The following is a 17,998-nucleotide window of genomic DNA, read 5'->3' on the forward strand; positions in this document are numbered from 1 at the left end:
TGAATTTTCACAAAAAGTTTAACATCGTTCTTTTTGATAAACAGAAAAGCCGAACATATGGATGTTCGGCTTTTCAACAATTAATATATTCTTTTCTGAGCTCTGTCTAAGAAATCTTTGGATGGAGTTGAATAAGTAATATACCCACTCATATTTGTAACCCAGTAACCTCCACCAACATCGTACTGTCCACCGTTATCACTACTATATCCATAGACTCTATAAAACTCGCCCGGATTTAGTATACGTTCATAAGTAAGTTTACCATTTGCATCCTTTTTCCAGAGATTTATCGGTTTCAGAATATCGAGTCCACCTACTTGGTTTCTATTAAACTCAATGCCTCTCCATTCCATATAACCATTTCTATACTCAATGTGTGTATCCATCTTAGTAATATAGTGGTTATCACCTACATTATATTGTCCACCATATAAATTGTCGTAACCATAAACTCTATATAACTCATTTTCTTTTAATACTCTAACGTATTCTAATTCGTCTCCCACACGTTTCCATAGATTAATTGGTTGGTCAATTTTAATCCAACCTACTTGTCCGACATTAAGTGTGCCTTTATGCCAATCTATTGGCAATGTTGGAAGTTGAGAATCCATTGTACCATTTAAAAAAGGCATAGGATCAACAGCAGAATTACTAGCTCTACCTCCAGGATGTACCTCAAAATGAAGATGCTGTCCTGTCGAACTTCCTGTAGTTCCCATTAAACCAAGTTGTTGACCTTTACTAACGCTTTGACCAACTGCAACATTTAGACCAGGACGCATATGTCCATATAAAGTATCAATAATTTTACCATTGAAATTATGACGAATTATAACATAATTCCCCAATGTACTACTGCATTCATTTGAAACATTAGCACATCCATCAAAAACTTTTGTCACTGTTCCCGCAGTAGAAGCATATATAGGAACAATTCCATTTGCAGCGATATCAACACCAGCATGCAGCCTACCCCATCGAGGACCGTAGAAACTTGAGTATCCACCTTCAGCTGGCTTCATAAATATTGTGGATGCTGCCTCTGCTTTCATTGATGTGTTGAAGTTAAAAACGGAAGTTAAAATTACTAAACATACGAAATACTTGATTTTCTTCAAGATTATTCCTCCTAATTTGAAATCTCTCAAAGATTATCATAATACAAAAATAAATAAAATAGAGTAACTGGAAAAGGGTGCCAAAGAATTAAATGTCGAATAATGAAAAAGAACTAATATTGTTTACTATTGATTCTTTATGATTACTTATTAATAACCAAAAGACTTACTAAGGTTTCAATCTTAGATTATCCACGATAGATATGTATTAACTAGGGTAGAAACAATTCATAATCAATAAACAGTCCCATTTCGAACAATATTTGCTTAAAAGCGGGCTGTTATTTTCAACTTTGTTTCTCATGTTTTTTTAAATAGATTTCACATATCTGTAGATGATTATGTCCCAAAGACGAGAAATGTCACACTGCACTCCAATACTAGAGACTCATTGCCATTATGATAGCCATATTTAAAATCCTCGGACAAACAATTCAGAGATTGAGTCCACTGTTTATAACTTACACAAAATGCCTGCAAATTTTCAAAAAATCTAGTAACTCAAGGGTTAATCTATATCTCGAACAATTGGAATCTTTCCCTAATACCTAACATATGGTGAAAGGTATAGGAAATTTGGCAGTCCTACAATGCAACTAAAGATTAATAGGGGGCTAGTTTATGAAAGAAAGTAGAAAGCTTAGACAACGGACGTATAAAGCTGCGCTGGCAATGTCCTTAGCAACTGGGTCACTTGTAACATTGTCACCACCAAATGCATTTGCAGCGGATGTGCAAGAAAAATCATTCTCAGATGTACAAGCATCTCAGCATTTCTATGAAGCAGTAAAGAATTTGACTGCCCGAGGAATAATTACTGGTTATGAAGATGGCACGTTTAGACCCTCCAAAAACGTTAGCAGAGCACACGCGGCGAAAATAATGGCGCTTACTCTAGAATTAGATACAAAAAACGTTAAAGATCCTGGATTCAAAGATGTGAGCACAAACCATCCAAACTATGGAGCGATTGCTGCCCTTGTAGAGGCTGGCGTGTTAAAAGGCTATGAAAATAATACATTCAATCCAGATGGAAATTTAACACGAGCTCAAATGGCTAAGATTCTAGTGAAAGGTTTTAAGTTTGAAGAAGAGAAGTTTAGCAACTTACCATTTAATGATGTAAAAGACAATGAATGGTATGCGAATTACATTCAAACATTATTTGCCATGAAAATTACAACTGGTAAGAATGCGAGCATGTATGATCCAAACGCATCTGTCACACGTGGACAAGTTGCTTCCTTTATTTATCGAACGGAACTTACCAAAAAACAAGAAGCAATTATTATACAAAATATCTCCAATAATGAACTATCAGTTTCAGATGGAACGTATGCAATTCCAAAAAGCTTGGCTAATATCATAAGCGAATCCAATTTAGCAATATTGAAAGGTTCCCATGTACAATACACAGCGAAAGACAAGGAAATCGAAAGTATTAGCAACATGGAAATACAAGCAAACGGAACTGCTAATAACTATCTCGTATTCGATGCAAAAGGCGATAAATTTAATGGCGAACTTTCCACTAACGGCAATTTCATCACGATTAAAAATGTGATATTAGATCTACTGCAAATAAACAAGGGAACTACCTCAATCACAGTAGATGCTAAAGTTGAAAAGTTAAAAGTCTTATCTAAAAACACACAAATCACGCTCGGCACAAATGCTAAAATTGGCGACCTTATACTACCAACAGGGACACAAGCAAAAGATATCATACAAAACTATGATAAAGTAAAAGGAAATATCGCCAAGATTAATGGCGTAGCGAACTCTACTACAAATCCAGGGACAACCCCTTCACCAGGCGGAAGTAACACAAGCCCAGGAAATAATTCAGGACCCGGTGAAAATCCAGTAATAGAAACAGCATCTATCCCAATATACTCTGGCAAAACTACAATTACATCCGGTGATATCATTGAGTTAACTGTAACCAAGGGAAATAAAGTCTACTATACGCTTGATGGTAGTAATCCTACATCTTCTTCGAATGCTGTAGACGTTAAAGACGGTAAAGTAAGCATTCCTGTACTAGGAAAAGGAAACGTGACATTAAAGGCTTATACCGTTTTAAATAATGGAAAAGATAGTAGTGTAGCCACTTATGAGTTAACCGTATTGGATGACGAAAACCCAAACCTTGATGTGATAAGTGCAGCAATCAGCACACCACCAGCAAAAACCACGTATCAAGAAGGAGATTCGCTAGACTTAACCGGACTAGTAATCACCTTAACTAAATCCGATGAAACAACCGAAGATGTTGGGTATGAAAACTTTGCGGCAAAAGGTATTACAGCAAGCAAAGAACATGGATCCATGCTCACAACAGCAGACTCAAGTATAACTTTTACCCACACACTAAGTAACCAATCAGTCGAACAAGCTATTACCGTTACTCCTAATAGTGAAGAGAATTTTGAACTATCGCTTATGCATTTCAATGATACCCATGCCCACTTGGACAATGCTGCAAGACGTGTGACAGCGGTGAATGAAGTACGAGCTGTCAAACCGAACTCATTGTTATTGGATGCTGGGGATGTATTCTCAGGAACCCTCTATTTTAATGAATTTAAAGGACTAGCAGACTTAGAGTTTATGAATTTAATGAAAGTCGATGCAATGACATTTGGTAACCATGAATTCGACCTAGGTTCATCAGATGAAGGTCACAAAGCATTAGCAGATTTTATCAAAGCAGCGAACTTCCCATTCGTTTCAGCAAACGTAGACTTCACAAAAGACGATCTATTTACTGGCCTGTTCAATACGAAAATAGAAGGGAATCCTGAGAATGCCAATATTTATTCTGGAATTGTAAAAGTAGTGAACGGTGAAAAAGTTGGGATTTTTGGTTTAACAACTGCCGACACGAAAGACATTTCAAGCCCAGAAAAAATCACATTCTCGAACTATATTGACGATGCGAAAAAGATGGTTGCTGAGTTTGAAAAAATGGGCATTAACAAAATTGTTGCCATCACACATATTGGCTATGACGACAATCCAGCAGTAGACAATGATGTTGAACTTGCTAAGGCGGTCGAAGGTATCGACGTAATCGTAGGGGGGCATAGTCATACAACATTGGCAACGCCTGTTCTGATTGGTGTTAATGACGAGCCAACAGTTATAGTTCAGTCCGGTCAATATGCGGAAAACTTAGGAACACTCGACGTAACATTTGATGAAAACGGAGTTATTGTAGGGCATGCAGGTAAGTTGATCAAAATTGCAGACAAAGCAGCTGACCCTGATGCGGCAGTATTGTTGAAGAAATACACAGATAAGATTAAGGAAATTGAAGGAAAAGAATCTGGTGCAATTGCTATGAATGCATTAGAAAACCCACGTACAGACAGTAATAGTGTACGGAAAAATGAAACACCGCTAGGCAATGTAATCACGGATGGCATGCTAAATAAAGCAAAAGAGTATAACAAAAATGTAGTCATGGCATTCCAAAATGGTGGTGGAATTAGAGCTCCGATCAATCAAGGACTTATTACTATTGGAGAAATAATCACAGTTCTTCCGTTCGGAAATACATTGGCAACGATGGACTTAACAGGAGCCGAAATTAAAGAAGCATTTGAAATTAGCTTCAAAGATCTGCCGCTTGAAAATGGCGGATTCCTACATGTATCAGGTGCAAAAGTAGAATATGATTCCTCCAAACCAGCTCGCCAACGTGTCGTATCAATTGCTTATAAAAATGCAGACGGAACTTACACAGAAATAAAAGAAGACATCACGTATACAATTGCAACAAATGCCTTCACTGCTAAAGGCGGAGATGGTTTCGATGTACTGAAAAAAGCATACGAGCAGGGAAGAGTAACCGATTTAGGTTTATCTGATTGGGAAAACTTCCGTGACCACCTTGTAAGTTTAGGCACAGTGGATCCAAAAGTCGAAGGACGGATCATGGATGTAGCAGGAAAAGAAGTGGAATTCCCTGGAGGCGATATTCCTGCTAAAGATTTCTCAGGTACACCTAATGCACAAAAAGTATACAATGGCGACGTGACCGTTTCAGTTACAGATATTGCATTCCTTGGAAATGCAATTATCAAGGGGAATTTAATAATTACAGGAACTCCTTCTAATAATATGACACTTTCTAATATTACGGTTAAAGGCAACTTAGACCTTACAGGGCTCAACGGAGAAAACTTGAATTTTGATGGAATCACTGTGGATGGAGAGACAATTTTTTAATGCCAATTACCTAACCTTCGAATAGTAATTTGAAAGCTTGGTAAATTATTATAATAACTTTACTAGAAATCCCTATATAAAAGGAGAATTGTATAGATGAGTAAAAGGAATTGGAAAAGGCCCATAAATGCTTTCTTATCTGCAAGTTTAATAGCCGGTCTAGTAATTCCAGTGTTGCCATCGAAAGTTTTAGCAGCTACTAATGCATCGGATTTAATTATTTCGGAGTATATAGAAGGCAGTGGTAATAATAAAGCGCTCGAGCTGTTCAATGGCACAGATGCTACAGTTGATTTAAGTAAATATTCCCTAGAGTTATACCCGAATGGTGGAACAACAGCAACCAAATTAAACTTATCGGGTCAATTAGATACAGGAAAGACGTATGTTATTACTCATGGAAGCGCGAATGCCGATTTAAAAGCTAAGGGAAATTTAAGTAATTCAACCGTCATGGCTTTCAATGGTGACGATGCTATTGTCTTAGAAAAATCCAATGAAGTTATTGACTCGTTTGGGCAAGTAGGAGTACGAATCATGTGGGGTGAAAACGTTACCCTTGTAAGAAAAAGCTCAGTTACTGCTGGAGATAAAATTCAAAACGATGCATATGATGTCAATTTAGAATGGATTAAATATGGTATCGATACATTCGAGAATTTAGGCTCCCACAAAATAGACAACAGTGTCCCGGATCCTGGAGAAACTCAAGTAGAAGCAGTAACAGTTTCTATTCCATCATCGACTGTTCCAGCAGGCACTGAAGTTTCATTAGCTACGAACACGGACGGCGCTTCAATTTACTATACGACAGATGGAACTGATCCAACTAGCTCAAGTACTAAATTTGAAGCCCCAATTGTTATCGATAAAGACATGACAATTAAGGCAATCGCGATAAAAGAAGGTCTTGTAAACAGTCAAATTTCTACATTCACTTACACAGTTATCAGTGAAACAGGAGCATTATCCATTGGAGAGGCCCGCAATACAGCTATTGGTCAAACTGTGACTATTAAAGGGATAGTAGCAGCAAACTTGAAAAATACTGTTTCTGTACAAGATGCGACAGGCGGCATTGCAATACGTCCTTCAAGTCTGCCTGTTACAGTAGGAGATGAAGTAACACTTACTGGGAAATTAGCTGATTTCAGAGGACTTCTTCAACTAGACGGGACGACGATCATCAGCAAAACAGAAAATGTCGGAGCCCCAACTCCTAAGGTCGTAGCAGGAGCTGAAGTTAATGAAACCAATGAGTCCCTACTTGTCCAAGCAAAACAAATTACATTAACGGCAGTAAATGCAGGGAACTATACAGCAACGGATGGGACAACAGACTTCATCGTTCGCGATGAAAACAACGCATTAGGTTTAATCGTAGGTAATACGTATGAATCTATTACTGGTATTGTTCAGCAGTTTGATGCGGATTATCAAATTATCCCGCGTTCTGTTTCAGATATTGTAGCGGATAGCTCCATCATTCAACCTGTTATAGCAAATCCAGGGAGTGGAACTTTTGTTGGAAGCACAACAGTAGCACTATCCACAACAACAGCAAATGCAGCGATTTATTACACAGTGGATGGAAAAGATCCAATGGAATTTGGTGTAAAATATGAATCTCCAATTAATATCACAAAAACTTCAACACTTAAAGCGGTCGTAAAAACACAAGATGGAACTTTTAGTGAAGTAAAATCATTCGAATATACAATTACAGATAGTCTACAAATCCATGATATCCAAGGAGCAGGACACTATACTACTTTTGACAATCAAACAGTAGAAGGAATTCAAGGAGTCGTTACTTACTCGTTCTTGTTAAATGGTGCAACCTACTATCATATCCAAACACCAGATGAGTTAGCGGATACAAACCCACATACTTCTGAAGCCATTGTCCTTTACAGCGGAACAAACACATGGCCGATTAAAGTAGGAGATTTAGTAACAGTCACTGGGAAAGTGAGTGAATTTGCATATGACGGCTACGATGATCGTCAAACAACAGATTTGAAAACAACACAAATCAATGTTCGAAATGACCAAGGAGGAAAAATCTCAGTCATTAAAAGTGGTGTAGCTTTACCAACTCCAATCATAATCGATGAAACTAGAATGTCTCTAGCTAAAATTGATAGCGACAATCTTACAGTTTTCAATCCAACAGTGGACGCAATCGATTTCTGGGAAAGTATCGAAGCAATGCGCGTGCAAGTTGGAAACGTGAAAGCAGTAGCCCCTCAAGAGCATGGCGACTTAATCACAGTTTTGGAAAAAGCTCCAACGAACTCTCTTCATGGCGGAGTTTTATATGAAAAGGACAACCAAAATCCAAATCGCGTGCAATTCCGTTTAGAACCAAATGGACCAGGTCGTGATTTCGAAGTAGCAACTGGAGATAAGTTTAAAGGGCCGATTACTGGAGTCGTAGGCTATTCATTCCAAAACTTTAAGATCTATGTCTCTTTAGCTGATATGAAGGCTGCTCATTCAAAAGGAACTGCGACACCAGAAAAAACAACAATTGTAAAAGCAGATGATAAGCTAACAATTGCTTCTTATAACTTAGAAAACTTCTCGAATAACAAAACATCCACTACAGACGACAAAGCGCGTAAATTAGCAAGAGCAATTGCTACGGATATGCAAAGTCCTGATATTGTTGGTGTAACTGAAGTACAAGATAATAACGGAGAAAGCAGTGGAGACTCGAAGGCAGATCAAAGCTATACAAGACTTATTACAGCGATTAAAACAGCTGGAGGAGCAGACTACAAATATGTAAATATTGACCCTGTAAACAACTCAGATGGAGGTGCACCAAATGCAAATATTCGGGTTGGATTCCTATACAATCCGGACCGAGTAAAATTGACAGAAGGTGGTTCACCAGGAAGTGCGACAACGGCGGTTGGTTACAAAGATGGCAAGCTAACACATAACCCAGGTCGTATCGATCCAACAAATAGTGCATTTAACAGCAGCCGTAAACCATTAGTAGCTCAATTTGATTTTAAAGGCGAGAGCGTCATCGTTATTGCTAATCACTGGAACTCCAAAAGTGGTGATACACCATTATTTGGATCCATTCAACCACCGAAATACGACAGTGAAGGCCAACGTAAAAAAATTGCAAAAGTCGTGTCTGACTTTGTTGTAGATATTAAAACGAAAAACCCAGCAGCGAATGTTGTATCACTAGGTGATTTTAACGATTATCAATTTGCCGATGCCCTTTTAATTCACGAGGGTGAACAGATGACAAATATGATTAACAAAGTGGAAACGTCAGATCGATACACATACCTCTACCAAGGTAACTCACAAGTACTAGATCATATTTTAGTAACGAAAAATTTAGAATATAAAACGAAAATTGACATTCTTCATATTAATGCAGATTTCACTGATATGGCAGGACGTGCAAGTGACCACGATCCAGTAATGGTACAAATTGATCTATTAGAAGAAGATGTTGTTATTCCAATTACAGCTGAAAAAACATACGACATCAAAAATCTTCAAACGAAAAAACTAACTATTAGTAAGCCTAGTGTTTCTATTACTCTTGATGATTCATCCGAAATCATGGAAGGCATTCTGGTCATGAGTGGTTATGCAGAATTCCATGGAGCTGGCTTTGCAGAGCAAACGGTAACGATTAAGCCAGAAAATGCTGGCGCAATTATGGATTTCAAAGGTACCATTGTCCAAAAAGTAATTATTGATGGTACGAACATAAAAGAAATAAGAGGCGCTGAAAATATTCAAGAATTTGAATTTATTAACGGAGCAGATAGTAAAAATATTAAATTCACAAATTCCAAAGGGGAACCCATTGTGGTTCCTTCTTTACCTGGTGAAAATCAAGCACCAGTATTAAAGAAAGGTATTCCGAGTCATACAGTTAAAATTGGAGAGAGCATTTCAATCCTATTAACGGATTATTTTGCAGACCCAGAAAACCAAGTACTAACTTTTACTTCTACATTAGGAACGATAGAAGGGGCAACGTTAAAACTAACCCTTGAAGAGGGAAGTCATATTGTAGGAGTTACCGCTACAGATGGTGAAGAAAGTGTAACAACAAGCTTCAGTGTACGCGTAACTTCGGCTAGTTCACCTACCGATGAATATTACAAAGATGCCAACGGTAAAGAAGGTCAAGCATTAAAAAATGCACTACATGAAATAATTGACGACCATACTCAACTTTCTTACGACCAAGTATGGTTAGCATTACGTGAAACAGATGAAGACCCAAACAATAAAAACAATGTCATATTGTTTTACTCTGGAGTATCCCGTTCTAAAACTGCCAATGGTGGAAACGTAGGTCAGTGGAACCGAGAACATACATGGGCTAAATCACATGGTGACTTCGGGACAAGTAAAGGACCCGGTACGGACATCCACCATTTGCGTCCGACAGATGTACAAGTGAACAGCTCAAGAGGAAATTTAGATTTTGATAATGGGGGAAGTCCTGTTAATAATTGTAATGGGTGCTATAAAGACGGAGACTCATTTGAACCGCCTAATCGTGTAAAAGGAGATGTCGCTCGAATTTTATTTTACATGGCAACTCGTTATGAAAAAGGAGATAAAGTAGATTTAGAACTAAACGAAAAGCTCGGTAACGGTAGCGCACCATATCATGGAAAGCTCTCCACCTTACTAAAATGGCATGAGCAAGATCCAGTAGATGAATTTGAACGCAATCGCAATGAAACCATTCAAAAATGGCAAGGTAACCGTAATCCGTTCATCGACCACCCGGAATGGGCAACATCAATCTGGAACTAGCACCTAATCCTAGAAATTTTAATAAATTGAAGTCCTGTAGAGATCCATCTCTGCAGGGCTTTTTATAATCTTCTTACACTTTCTATACGAGAGCAACAGACACCAATACGAGAGTTATCCTTATCTATACGGAAGAGTCACCGTCGTTACGATAGCCTCCCTACCTCACCCCCCATAAAAATACTAATTACTAATTTTTCTCATAGCATGGCCCATCTATTCATACAATGTATCAGTATCATATTTTGCATCAGTGTGCCTGATGCTTGTACAAAAATCCTAATGATACTTGCAGAAAGGATGCGGTCTTGAAAGAACATGCAGAAATGTTATTGCACAAAATTGCTGAACAGGGGGAAATCGAATGAGGAAGAAAATGTTTAATAAGGCCTTTAGTGCGTTCTTAATTCTAATGATGGTCTTTGCAATGCTAGCTCCAACAAGTGCGTTTGCTAACACAGGAAAGACGCCGTTTAAATCACAGGAGCCAAGCGAAAGTACATTGGCGATGAAAGCGGCTATTGCTGAACAACTAAGTCTTACAAATAGTGGTCCAACACTTCACAAAGATTTACAAGGATTATCTGGGGATGAAGAAGTGGCAGTAATTGTTCATCTTTCAGAAAAACCTGTAGCTCTTGAAAAAGGAATTACAGAGTTAGCGGGTAAAAGTTTTACGAAATCAGCGGCTAGCTCTGTCAAAGCAAAAGTAATTTCACAGCAAGCATCTGTAAAAAAAGAAATGAACAATAAAATGATTTCTTATAAAGAAATTTTCTCATATGACACTGTATTAAATGGTTTTGCAGCAAACGTAAAAGCTAGTGATCTTGCCAAATTACTTACTATTAATGGTGTTACATTAGTTGAGCCAGATGCAGTAGTTCACGCATCTGAAGGGCCGGATGCGACAGAACCAACTGATCCAACCACACCAGCAGACCCAGCAGACCCAGCAGACCCAACAGACCCAGCAGACCCAGCAGACCCAACAGACCCAACAGAACCAACAGAACCAACAGAACCAACAGAACCAACAGAACCAACAGAACCAACAGAACCAACAGAACCAACCACACCAGCAGATCCGACAGACCCAACAGATCCAATAGTACCTCCAGTGCTAAATACAGATCTTGAACTTGTTAAAGAAGACACCTTAGAAGCAAAAATGAATACAAGTATCTCTTTCTTAGGCATTGAAAAGCTTTGGAACGAAGGAATTGAAGGACAAGGGGTAAAAGTTGCTGTACTTGATACAGGTATTGATGCAGATCATCCAGAATTCGCAGGCATTTATAAAGGTGGAAAGAACTTCATTCCAAATTCATCCACTTATACAAAAACACGTACAGAAGATGATGCATCGGAGACATTACCTTCTGAACGTCCAACAGGAACACCTGAATTTAATACAACGGGAAGTTCATTTTATACATCACATGGTACACATGTTGCTGGTACAATTGCAGCAATCGGGGCAAACGAATATGGCATTAAAGGGATTGCACCTAAAGTAGATCTTTATGCATATCGTGTACTGGGAGCATATGGCAGTGGCTCAACTTCAGGTATAGTAAAAGCTATAGATACAGCTGTTATTGAAGATATGGACGTTATTAATCTATCACTTGGCGGAGGAGCAAACTCTGAAACGGATGCAGGATCATTTGCTATAAATAATGCCATGATGGCTGGGACTATCGGAGTTGTCGCAACAGGTAATGATGGTCCAAACCGTGGCACGATGGGAACTCCTGCTACAGCACGTTTAGGAATTGCAGTTGGTAACACAACTAATCCCGAAACGATGCATAACGGAGAAGTAAAAGTTTCAGTTGGAGACTATAACTTAACGAAACAACTTCAGTTAATGGGTACAACTTTTGGAAAAGATTTAGCAACACAACTGCAAGGCGAGTTTGACTTAGTGGCAGTACCTGGGCTAGGGGAAGTAAAAGATTTTGAAGGAATTGATGTGAAAGGGAAAGTAGCTTTGATTGCTCGTGGTTCAATTGCATTTGTCGATAAAATTGATAATGCGAAGGCGCAAGGAGCAGTTGCTACAATTATTCATAACTCAGCAACAGGATCGGGTACACCAAATGCATCAGGTACATTCCTTGGAGATTCATTTGCCTTCATTCCAACAGTTGATATGTCTTATACGGATGGAATGGCAATCCGTACGGAATTAGCAAAAGGAACAGGGAAAGTAAGCTTTGGTAAATTTGCTTCCACGAATACTGTTGGAGATGATGTAAATGACTCCAGTTCACGTGGACCTTCTACACCAAACTTTGATATTAAACCAGATGTAAGTGCACCTGGAACAAATATTATGTCTACTATTCCAATGTACAAAAAAGATTTCCCTGATGCAGTTTACGGGGAAGCATATGATCGTAAAACAGGAACTTCTATGGCAACACCACATATTGCAGGTATTGCTGCACTTGTAAAACAAGCAAATCCTGATTGGAATGCTTTTGATGTAAAAGTAGCGCTTTCCAATACTGCGAAAATATTGGATACAACGAAGTACGATGTATTTGCTCAAGGAGCAGGACGTGTGAATGCATATGCAGCAGCACATCCAGAAATTCTTGCGTATGCATTAGATACGGCTGTATTAGATAGCAATGGAGCTATTGTGGATAACGTGAAAGGAACAGTTACTTTCGGTCCTCAATCATTGAAAGATGGTAATATTTCCGTCACAAAAGAGATTTTAGTGAAAGATATTGCTGGTAAAGGTGGAAGCTATAACGTCTCAGTAGATGTAACCAAGTCATTTGGTGATGCAAAAGTGACGATAGACAAACCGACATTCAATCTTGCTGGAGAGCAAATATTAAAAGTTACGTTAACTGCTTCTAAAGCAACTGCACCAAACGGTTCTGAAATACTAGGATATATCCATATTAACGGTGGGGCTTCAGAAGTTTCCTTGCCATTTGCGGCTGACTTTGGTGGAGTGGCAGCAACGACAATACAAAATTATAAAATTACAGAAACAGATTTATCTTTTAATGGTGATGGAGTTAAAGATACTGCAGTCTTATCATTTACCTTAACTGGTGACGTAACTACTAACTATATTGAACTTTGGGATATTATGGATCCTGAAGGAGGCGAATATGGAGATGGTTATATTGGATACTTGCATTCAGGTGCAGCACTAGCAAAAGGATCTTATAACCTGAATGTTGCTGGACAATACAAACCATGGGGTACCGCACCTGCAACAACGATTCCAGATGGTCTATATACAGTTGACTTCACTGGACTTGCAGCTTCAGGAGTAGTTTCCGACTATGTAGGACCAATTGTCGTGAAAACTACAAAACCAGTAATTACTGGATCAGTAGCTGAAGGTAATGCAACAGGTAAAGTAACAGACAAATATATCGATTACAATGAAGAATTATATTTATACGGTTTAGAATACAACTTAAATGACAAATTAAAAGCTTCGTATATTGCCACTGAAAACGGGGTAGCAAAAGCAGCCGTTTCATTTAATTTGAATGAAGATGGTAGCTTTACATTCCCAGTAACAGCTGACACAGATTCAGTAAAAGTAATTATTAATGACGCTGCAGGAAATGTTGGCGAAGCATTAATTTATGAAAAAGTAGTGGAAGTCCCAGAGCCAGTACTATCAATTTCAGTAAACCCAACTAAGCTAGATTTAACAGCTGGAGAAACATCTCAACTGACTGTGACCGAAACATCTACGCCTGTAGAAGGTGATGCAACTACTAAAAATGTAACTTCAGACGCTAAGTATGTAGTAGCAGATGAAAATATTGCAAAAGTTGCAAATGGATTAGTAACTGCGGTTGGCAAAGGTTCTACTACAATTACGATTACACATGGAAAAAATGAAGTGACAGTAAATGTGACGGTTAAAAATCCTACAACAACAAACCCTGGAAATCCAAGCAATCCTGGAACACCAGGTGGAGGCAGTCCAGGAACACCGAATCCAAGTCCAACTAAACCAGATCCAGTTAAACCAACACCACCAGTAACACCTACACCACCAGTGACACCAACGCCAAAACCAATTATATTTACAGACGTACCTGCTAAACATTGGGCTGCGGATTATATCCAAAAAGCTGCATTATTAGGCTTTATGAAGGGATATCCAGATGGCTCATTTAAACCAGAACAATCTTTAACACGTGCACAAGCAACATCGTTAATCGTTCGTGCATTAAAATTAGAAACACAAGAAGCAGCACCATTCTCGGATATCGCAAGTTATGCGACAGAAACAAAATCAGAAATTGCTGCAGGCTTTAAATTCGGCATTATCAAAGGGGAGAATGGGAAATTTAAACCTTCTGAAAAAGTGACACGTGCGCAGCTTGCTTTAATGATTGAACGCGCATATGCATCTAAAACAGGTAAAAAATATGTAGCTACTAAAATAGCACCATTCTCTGATATTACTGCCTACGACGAAGAAACAATCAATGCCATCTCTATGCTTTATGAGCTACAAGTAGTGGATGGTTCTGATGGTAAATTTAAACCGGCAGATCCGACAACTCGCGCCCATGCTGCGAAAATATTCACTAATTTTATGGGTGGATTAAAATAAAGTAATTAACTCTCCTTCTGTCCTAAAAGGCGGAAGGAGAGTTAATTTTGTTCTATTATGAAAACCGCAAAATCCCTGCTCCGCCAGTATATTTTCATTTACTGAAAGTAACTCAAGAAGAGCCCCAAGTACCATCAGTGAACCCCATTAAACTCCCATGGATAGCGAGTATCGTAATAGCATATTGAAGTCCTTTTTCACCAGCTTAAAATAGTACAAACTTCCGTTCTACAAGTAAATATCTCTGTTCAGCGAGTATCAATCTACCGAGAGAGCTTATTCATCAAATGAAAGAAAGTTAGTCTTTAAATAGAGAACAACCGGCACAATATAAAGAGTTATATAGTTAATGGAATCTAATATAAATACAAAGGGAGACAATGCCTTTGGTTTTACGACAAAAAAAGAACCTCCATAACCGCACAAAGTAACGTTATATTCTAAATAAACTGGTTATACTGAACTATATAAAAGATAAAAATTTGGAAACTGTGAAGTGCGTTCTGTATCTGGGCACCTAGGACGTATGGAGTGATTGGTGCAACCGGCCTGATTAGATGTGAGCTTATTGCTCAATTTAATTGGGCTTTTATTATTAGAGGGGAGGGGTTTAGGATTAGCAAAGAGTATGGTAAACGAATTATTACAGTGACACAGAAAATGACTGGCTCCAACAGGTCAATTATTAATTTAAATTCATTTAAGTCGATTCTCCAACTGGCTGATGAAAAAAAGCTTCCGATATTTTTAAACAAGAATCCGGATGAAGGTCGTCCCATTTTTTTTATAGTAGAAGGCAATTATGTATATAGCTATGAGTCGGCAGGTAGAGAGCTAGTTCGAAATACTACTACAAATGTTTCAGCTTTTCGTAACGTGTATGCGGAGAGTTAATCCGATTGAAACTTTTATTAAAAAGTATCTTTCTAGTAATTTGAACTTATTATTTCTCTATCGATACGTTTCACTTATTTTGACTTCATTTCTCTATTTATCTGGATCTCAACCCTCACTCATTTTTAAAGTTGGTGCTGTTGGGTCTCTATGTATTGCAGCATGGATATTGACGGGATTACAACGGAGATATCGGGAGAATACAAATATAGTAAAAACAATTGTTTTAATTGAAACGTTTGGTATGACTTTGTTGCTCATATTTACTGGTGGCGTTTACAGTCCATTTAGCTGGTATGCATTGAATCCGATACTTGTTGCAGCAATCCTTTTAACCCCGCTATTTTGTTGGGGAATATTAACATTTTGTCTAGTAAGTGCAACATATATTGCACAACAGAAAAATAATATATTCATGCTTCTAGAAGGAAAATCCTATATCTATCTCGGCTTTATATTAATAACGATGCTAATAGGTTTGTTTTCTAGATTAACAAAAGAATTAAGGGAACACATAGAAGAGCTACACCAGGCAAATAATAAGCTAGCAAATATGAATGAGATATACGAGGAGACATTAAAGCAAATTATGTCCTTATATCACTTGTTGGAATCCCACTCTTCCAATATTAGTCCAAAAAAGCTAACAGAGACCATGACGCTAGCATTGATGAAATGCATGCAAAAGGATATGGCCTTCTTTTGGATAAAGGATTATACCTCTCAAAAAAACTATACTTCGAATGAGACAACTAATAGAAATCTAGATATGGATTTAACAAGAGACTGGGAGTATATAAGGCAACAAAAGAACGCCTTTACACATATTTATCAGAATGAACAGTATTGGATGAAGGTTATTAGGACAACGGAGTATATAGGAGTAATTGGTGTAAACATGTCTACTAATACAGAGATAAGAAATACTCTATTACTTCACCGTACATTCGAGTTTCTCGCAGAGCTTAGTGAATTGCTGCTGGAAAGAATTCATATGGATCGTATGATGGTTCATATGAAAATTACCGAAGAACGAAATCGGATTGCAAATGAAATACATGATAGTATATCACAGAAATTGTTTGGGATCGTCTATTCATTGCATAGTCTACAAGTTAAAAGTCGGAATATTGAAATTAGTGAACTTGAAAAGGAATTTGAGTTTTTGTCACAGACAGCTAATACGACAATGAAGGAACTACGGGCTTCTATTTATCAGTTAAGTACGGCTAAGAAGGGTGAAAAGCCGTTTCTTACGCTTATTGAAAATTATTTGGTGGAATATGCAAAGCTAAATGACATTCGTATTGTCTATGATCTTACTGGTGAAGAATCGTCCATTTCTACAAATAACAAAAACGGTCTATATCGAATCATATGTGAAGCGTGTGGAAATGCGGTAAGACATGGTAGGTGTACAGTAATCGAAATAACACTAGCTTTAGAAGAAGATAAAATTTATCTAGTCATTAAAGATAATGGAATAGGTATTCAGACGAAGATGGGATGTATGGAAGGACAAGGGATTGGGCTACCTAATATGCAAGAAATTGTCTATTCTATGGGGGGCACATTTCAGATAGGTGCACCTTATAAAATGGGAACTACTATTCAAATTGATATACCACAAGTTAAAAAGCAGAAAAAACAAGAGGTGTTGGGATAATGAGGGTAGTAATAATTGACGATCATCCATTAATTCGAAGAGGCTTGAATTCATTATTTTCCTTAAACGAATCTATGGATGTAATTGGAGAAGCTACTAATAGAAGAGAAGCGATGGAACTATTGAATGCAGTAAAACCAGACATAGCAATCGTAGACCTCCGATTAGGTGAGGAATCCGGAATTGAACTAATAATAGAGGCCATGCGTGTAGGTATTACCAGCAAGTTTGTCATACTTACTTCTTCCACGAATGAGGAAGACTTTAAAAGAGCAAAGGAAATTGGGGTGGTTGGTTATTTATTAAAAGAAGCCCTACCCGAAGAGCTTCTACATGCACTTCAAATGATTGGAAAGGGTCGTAAATACTATGATCCTAATGTTTTAGATCTACTCATGAAAGCTCCAGTTCCCTTGGATGAAGATGGTCATATTGAACAACTAACTCCTAAAGAGAAAGAGATATTAATCGAGCTAGGCAAGGGACATTCTAACAAAGAAATCTCCAAGACTCTTTATATAACCGAATTCACAGTGAAAAAACACGTCAGCCAAGTATTTGCGAAGCTAGGTCTTGCAGATAGAACTCAAGCAGCCTTATACGCCAACGCCACTGGCCTCGTCAAATACGTTGTGAATTCTTAATAGA

Annotated in this window: 7 protein-coding genes and 1 riboswitch; of the genes, 6 read left to right on the forward strand and 1 reads right to left on the reverse strand. The window is 38.0% G+C overall.

What is annotated here, in order from left to right:
• Positions 1–80 precede the first annotated feature (80 nt).
• Complete coding sequence (locus MKX39_RS03695; RefSeq protein WP_340768357.1) at positions 81–1,124, reverse strand: M23 family metallopeptidase; 1,044 nt, start codon at positions 1,122–1,124, stop codon at positions 81–83.
• Between the two features lie 621 nt (positions 1,125–1,745).
• Between MKX39_RS03695 and MKX39_RS03700 the strand changes: the two genes are divergently transcribed.
• The 6 genes from MKX39_RS03700 (at position 1,746) to MKX39_RS03725 (ending at position 17,994) form a co-directional block, all read left to right on the forward strand.
• Positions 1,746–5,360 carry an S-layer homology domain-containing protein gene (locus MKX39_RS03700; RefSeq protein ID WP_340768358.1) on the forward strand — a complete coding sequence of 1,205 codons (3,615 nt, stop codon included), beginning with the start codon at positions 1,746–1,748 and terminating at the stop codon, positions 5,358–5,360.
• A 96-nt stretch (positions 5,361–5,456) separates the two neighbouring features.
• On the forward strand, positions 5,457–10,175 hold the full coding sequence (locus MKX39_RS03705) for an endonuclease (protein ID WP_340768359.1): 4,719 nt from the start codon (positions 5,457–5,459) through the stop codon (positions 10,173–10,175).
• A gap of 364 nt (positions 10,176–10,539) precedes the next feature.
• A complete protein-coding gene (locus MKX39_RS03710) occupies positions 10,540–14,790 on the forward strand; it encodes a S8 family serine peptidase (protein ID WP_340768360.1) in 4,251 nt (1,416 codons plus the stop codon).
• A 475-nt stretch (positions 14,791–15,265) separates the two neighbouring features.
• Positions 15,266–15,349, forward strand: a riboswitch (cyclic di-GMP riboswitch).
• Positions 15,322–15,684: a DUF5305 family protein gene (locus tag MKX39_RS03715; RefSeq protein WP_340768361.1), complete on the forward strand. Its 363-nt coding sequence runs from the start codon at positions 15,322–15,324 to the stop codon at positions 15,682–15,684. (Overlaps the previous riboswitch by 28 nt.)
• 169 nt (positions 15,685–15,853) lie before the next feature.
• Positions 15,854–17,350, forward strand: a complete 1,497-nt coding sequence (locus MKX39_RS03720; protein ID WP_340768362.1) for a sensor histidine kinase — start codon at positions 15,854–15,856, stop codon at positions 17,348–17,350.
• Positions 17,350–17,994, forward strand: coding sequence for a response regulator transcription factor (locus MKX39_RS03725; RefSeq protein WP_340768364.1), 645 nt, complete (start codon positions 17,350–17,352; stop codon positions 17,992–17,994). Before MKX39_RS03720 ends, MKX39_RS03725 begins: the two co-directional genes overlap by 1 nt.
• Positions 17,995–17,998 lie beyond the last annotated feature (4 nt).

Origin of the sequence: Psychrobacillus sp. FSL K6-1464 (assembly GCF_038003145.1) — a bacterium.
Taxonomy (GTDB): Bacteria; Bacillota; Bacilli; order Bacillales_A; family Planococcaceae; genus Psychrobacillus; species Psychrobacillus psychrotolerans.

What these genes read in the sequence shown, in the direction of transcription:
- MKX39_RS03700 (WP_340768358.1), top strand. Translation starts at nt 1,746, where the DNA reads ATGAAAGAAAGTAGAAAGCTTAGACAACGGACGTATAAAGCTGCGCTG.
- MKX39_RS03705 (WP_340768359.1), top strand. Translation starts at nt 5,457, where the DNA reads ATGAGTAAAAGGAATTGGAAAAGGCCCATAAATGCTTTCTTATCTGCA.
- MKX39_RS03710 (WP_340768360.1), top strand. Translation starts at nt 10,540, where the DNA reads ATGAGGAAGAAAATGTTTAATAAGGCCTTTAGTGCGTTCTTAATTCTA.
- MKX39_RS03725 (WP_340768364.1), top strand. Translation starts at nt 17,350, where the DNA reads ATGAGGGTAGTAATAATTGACGATCATCCATTAATTCGAAGAGGCTTG.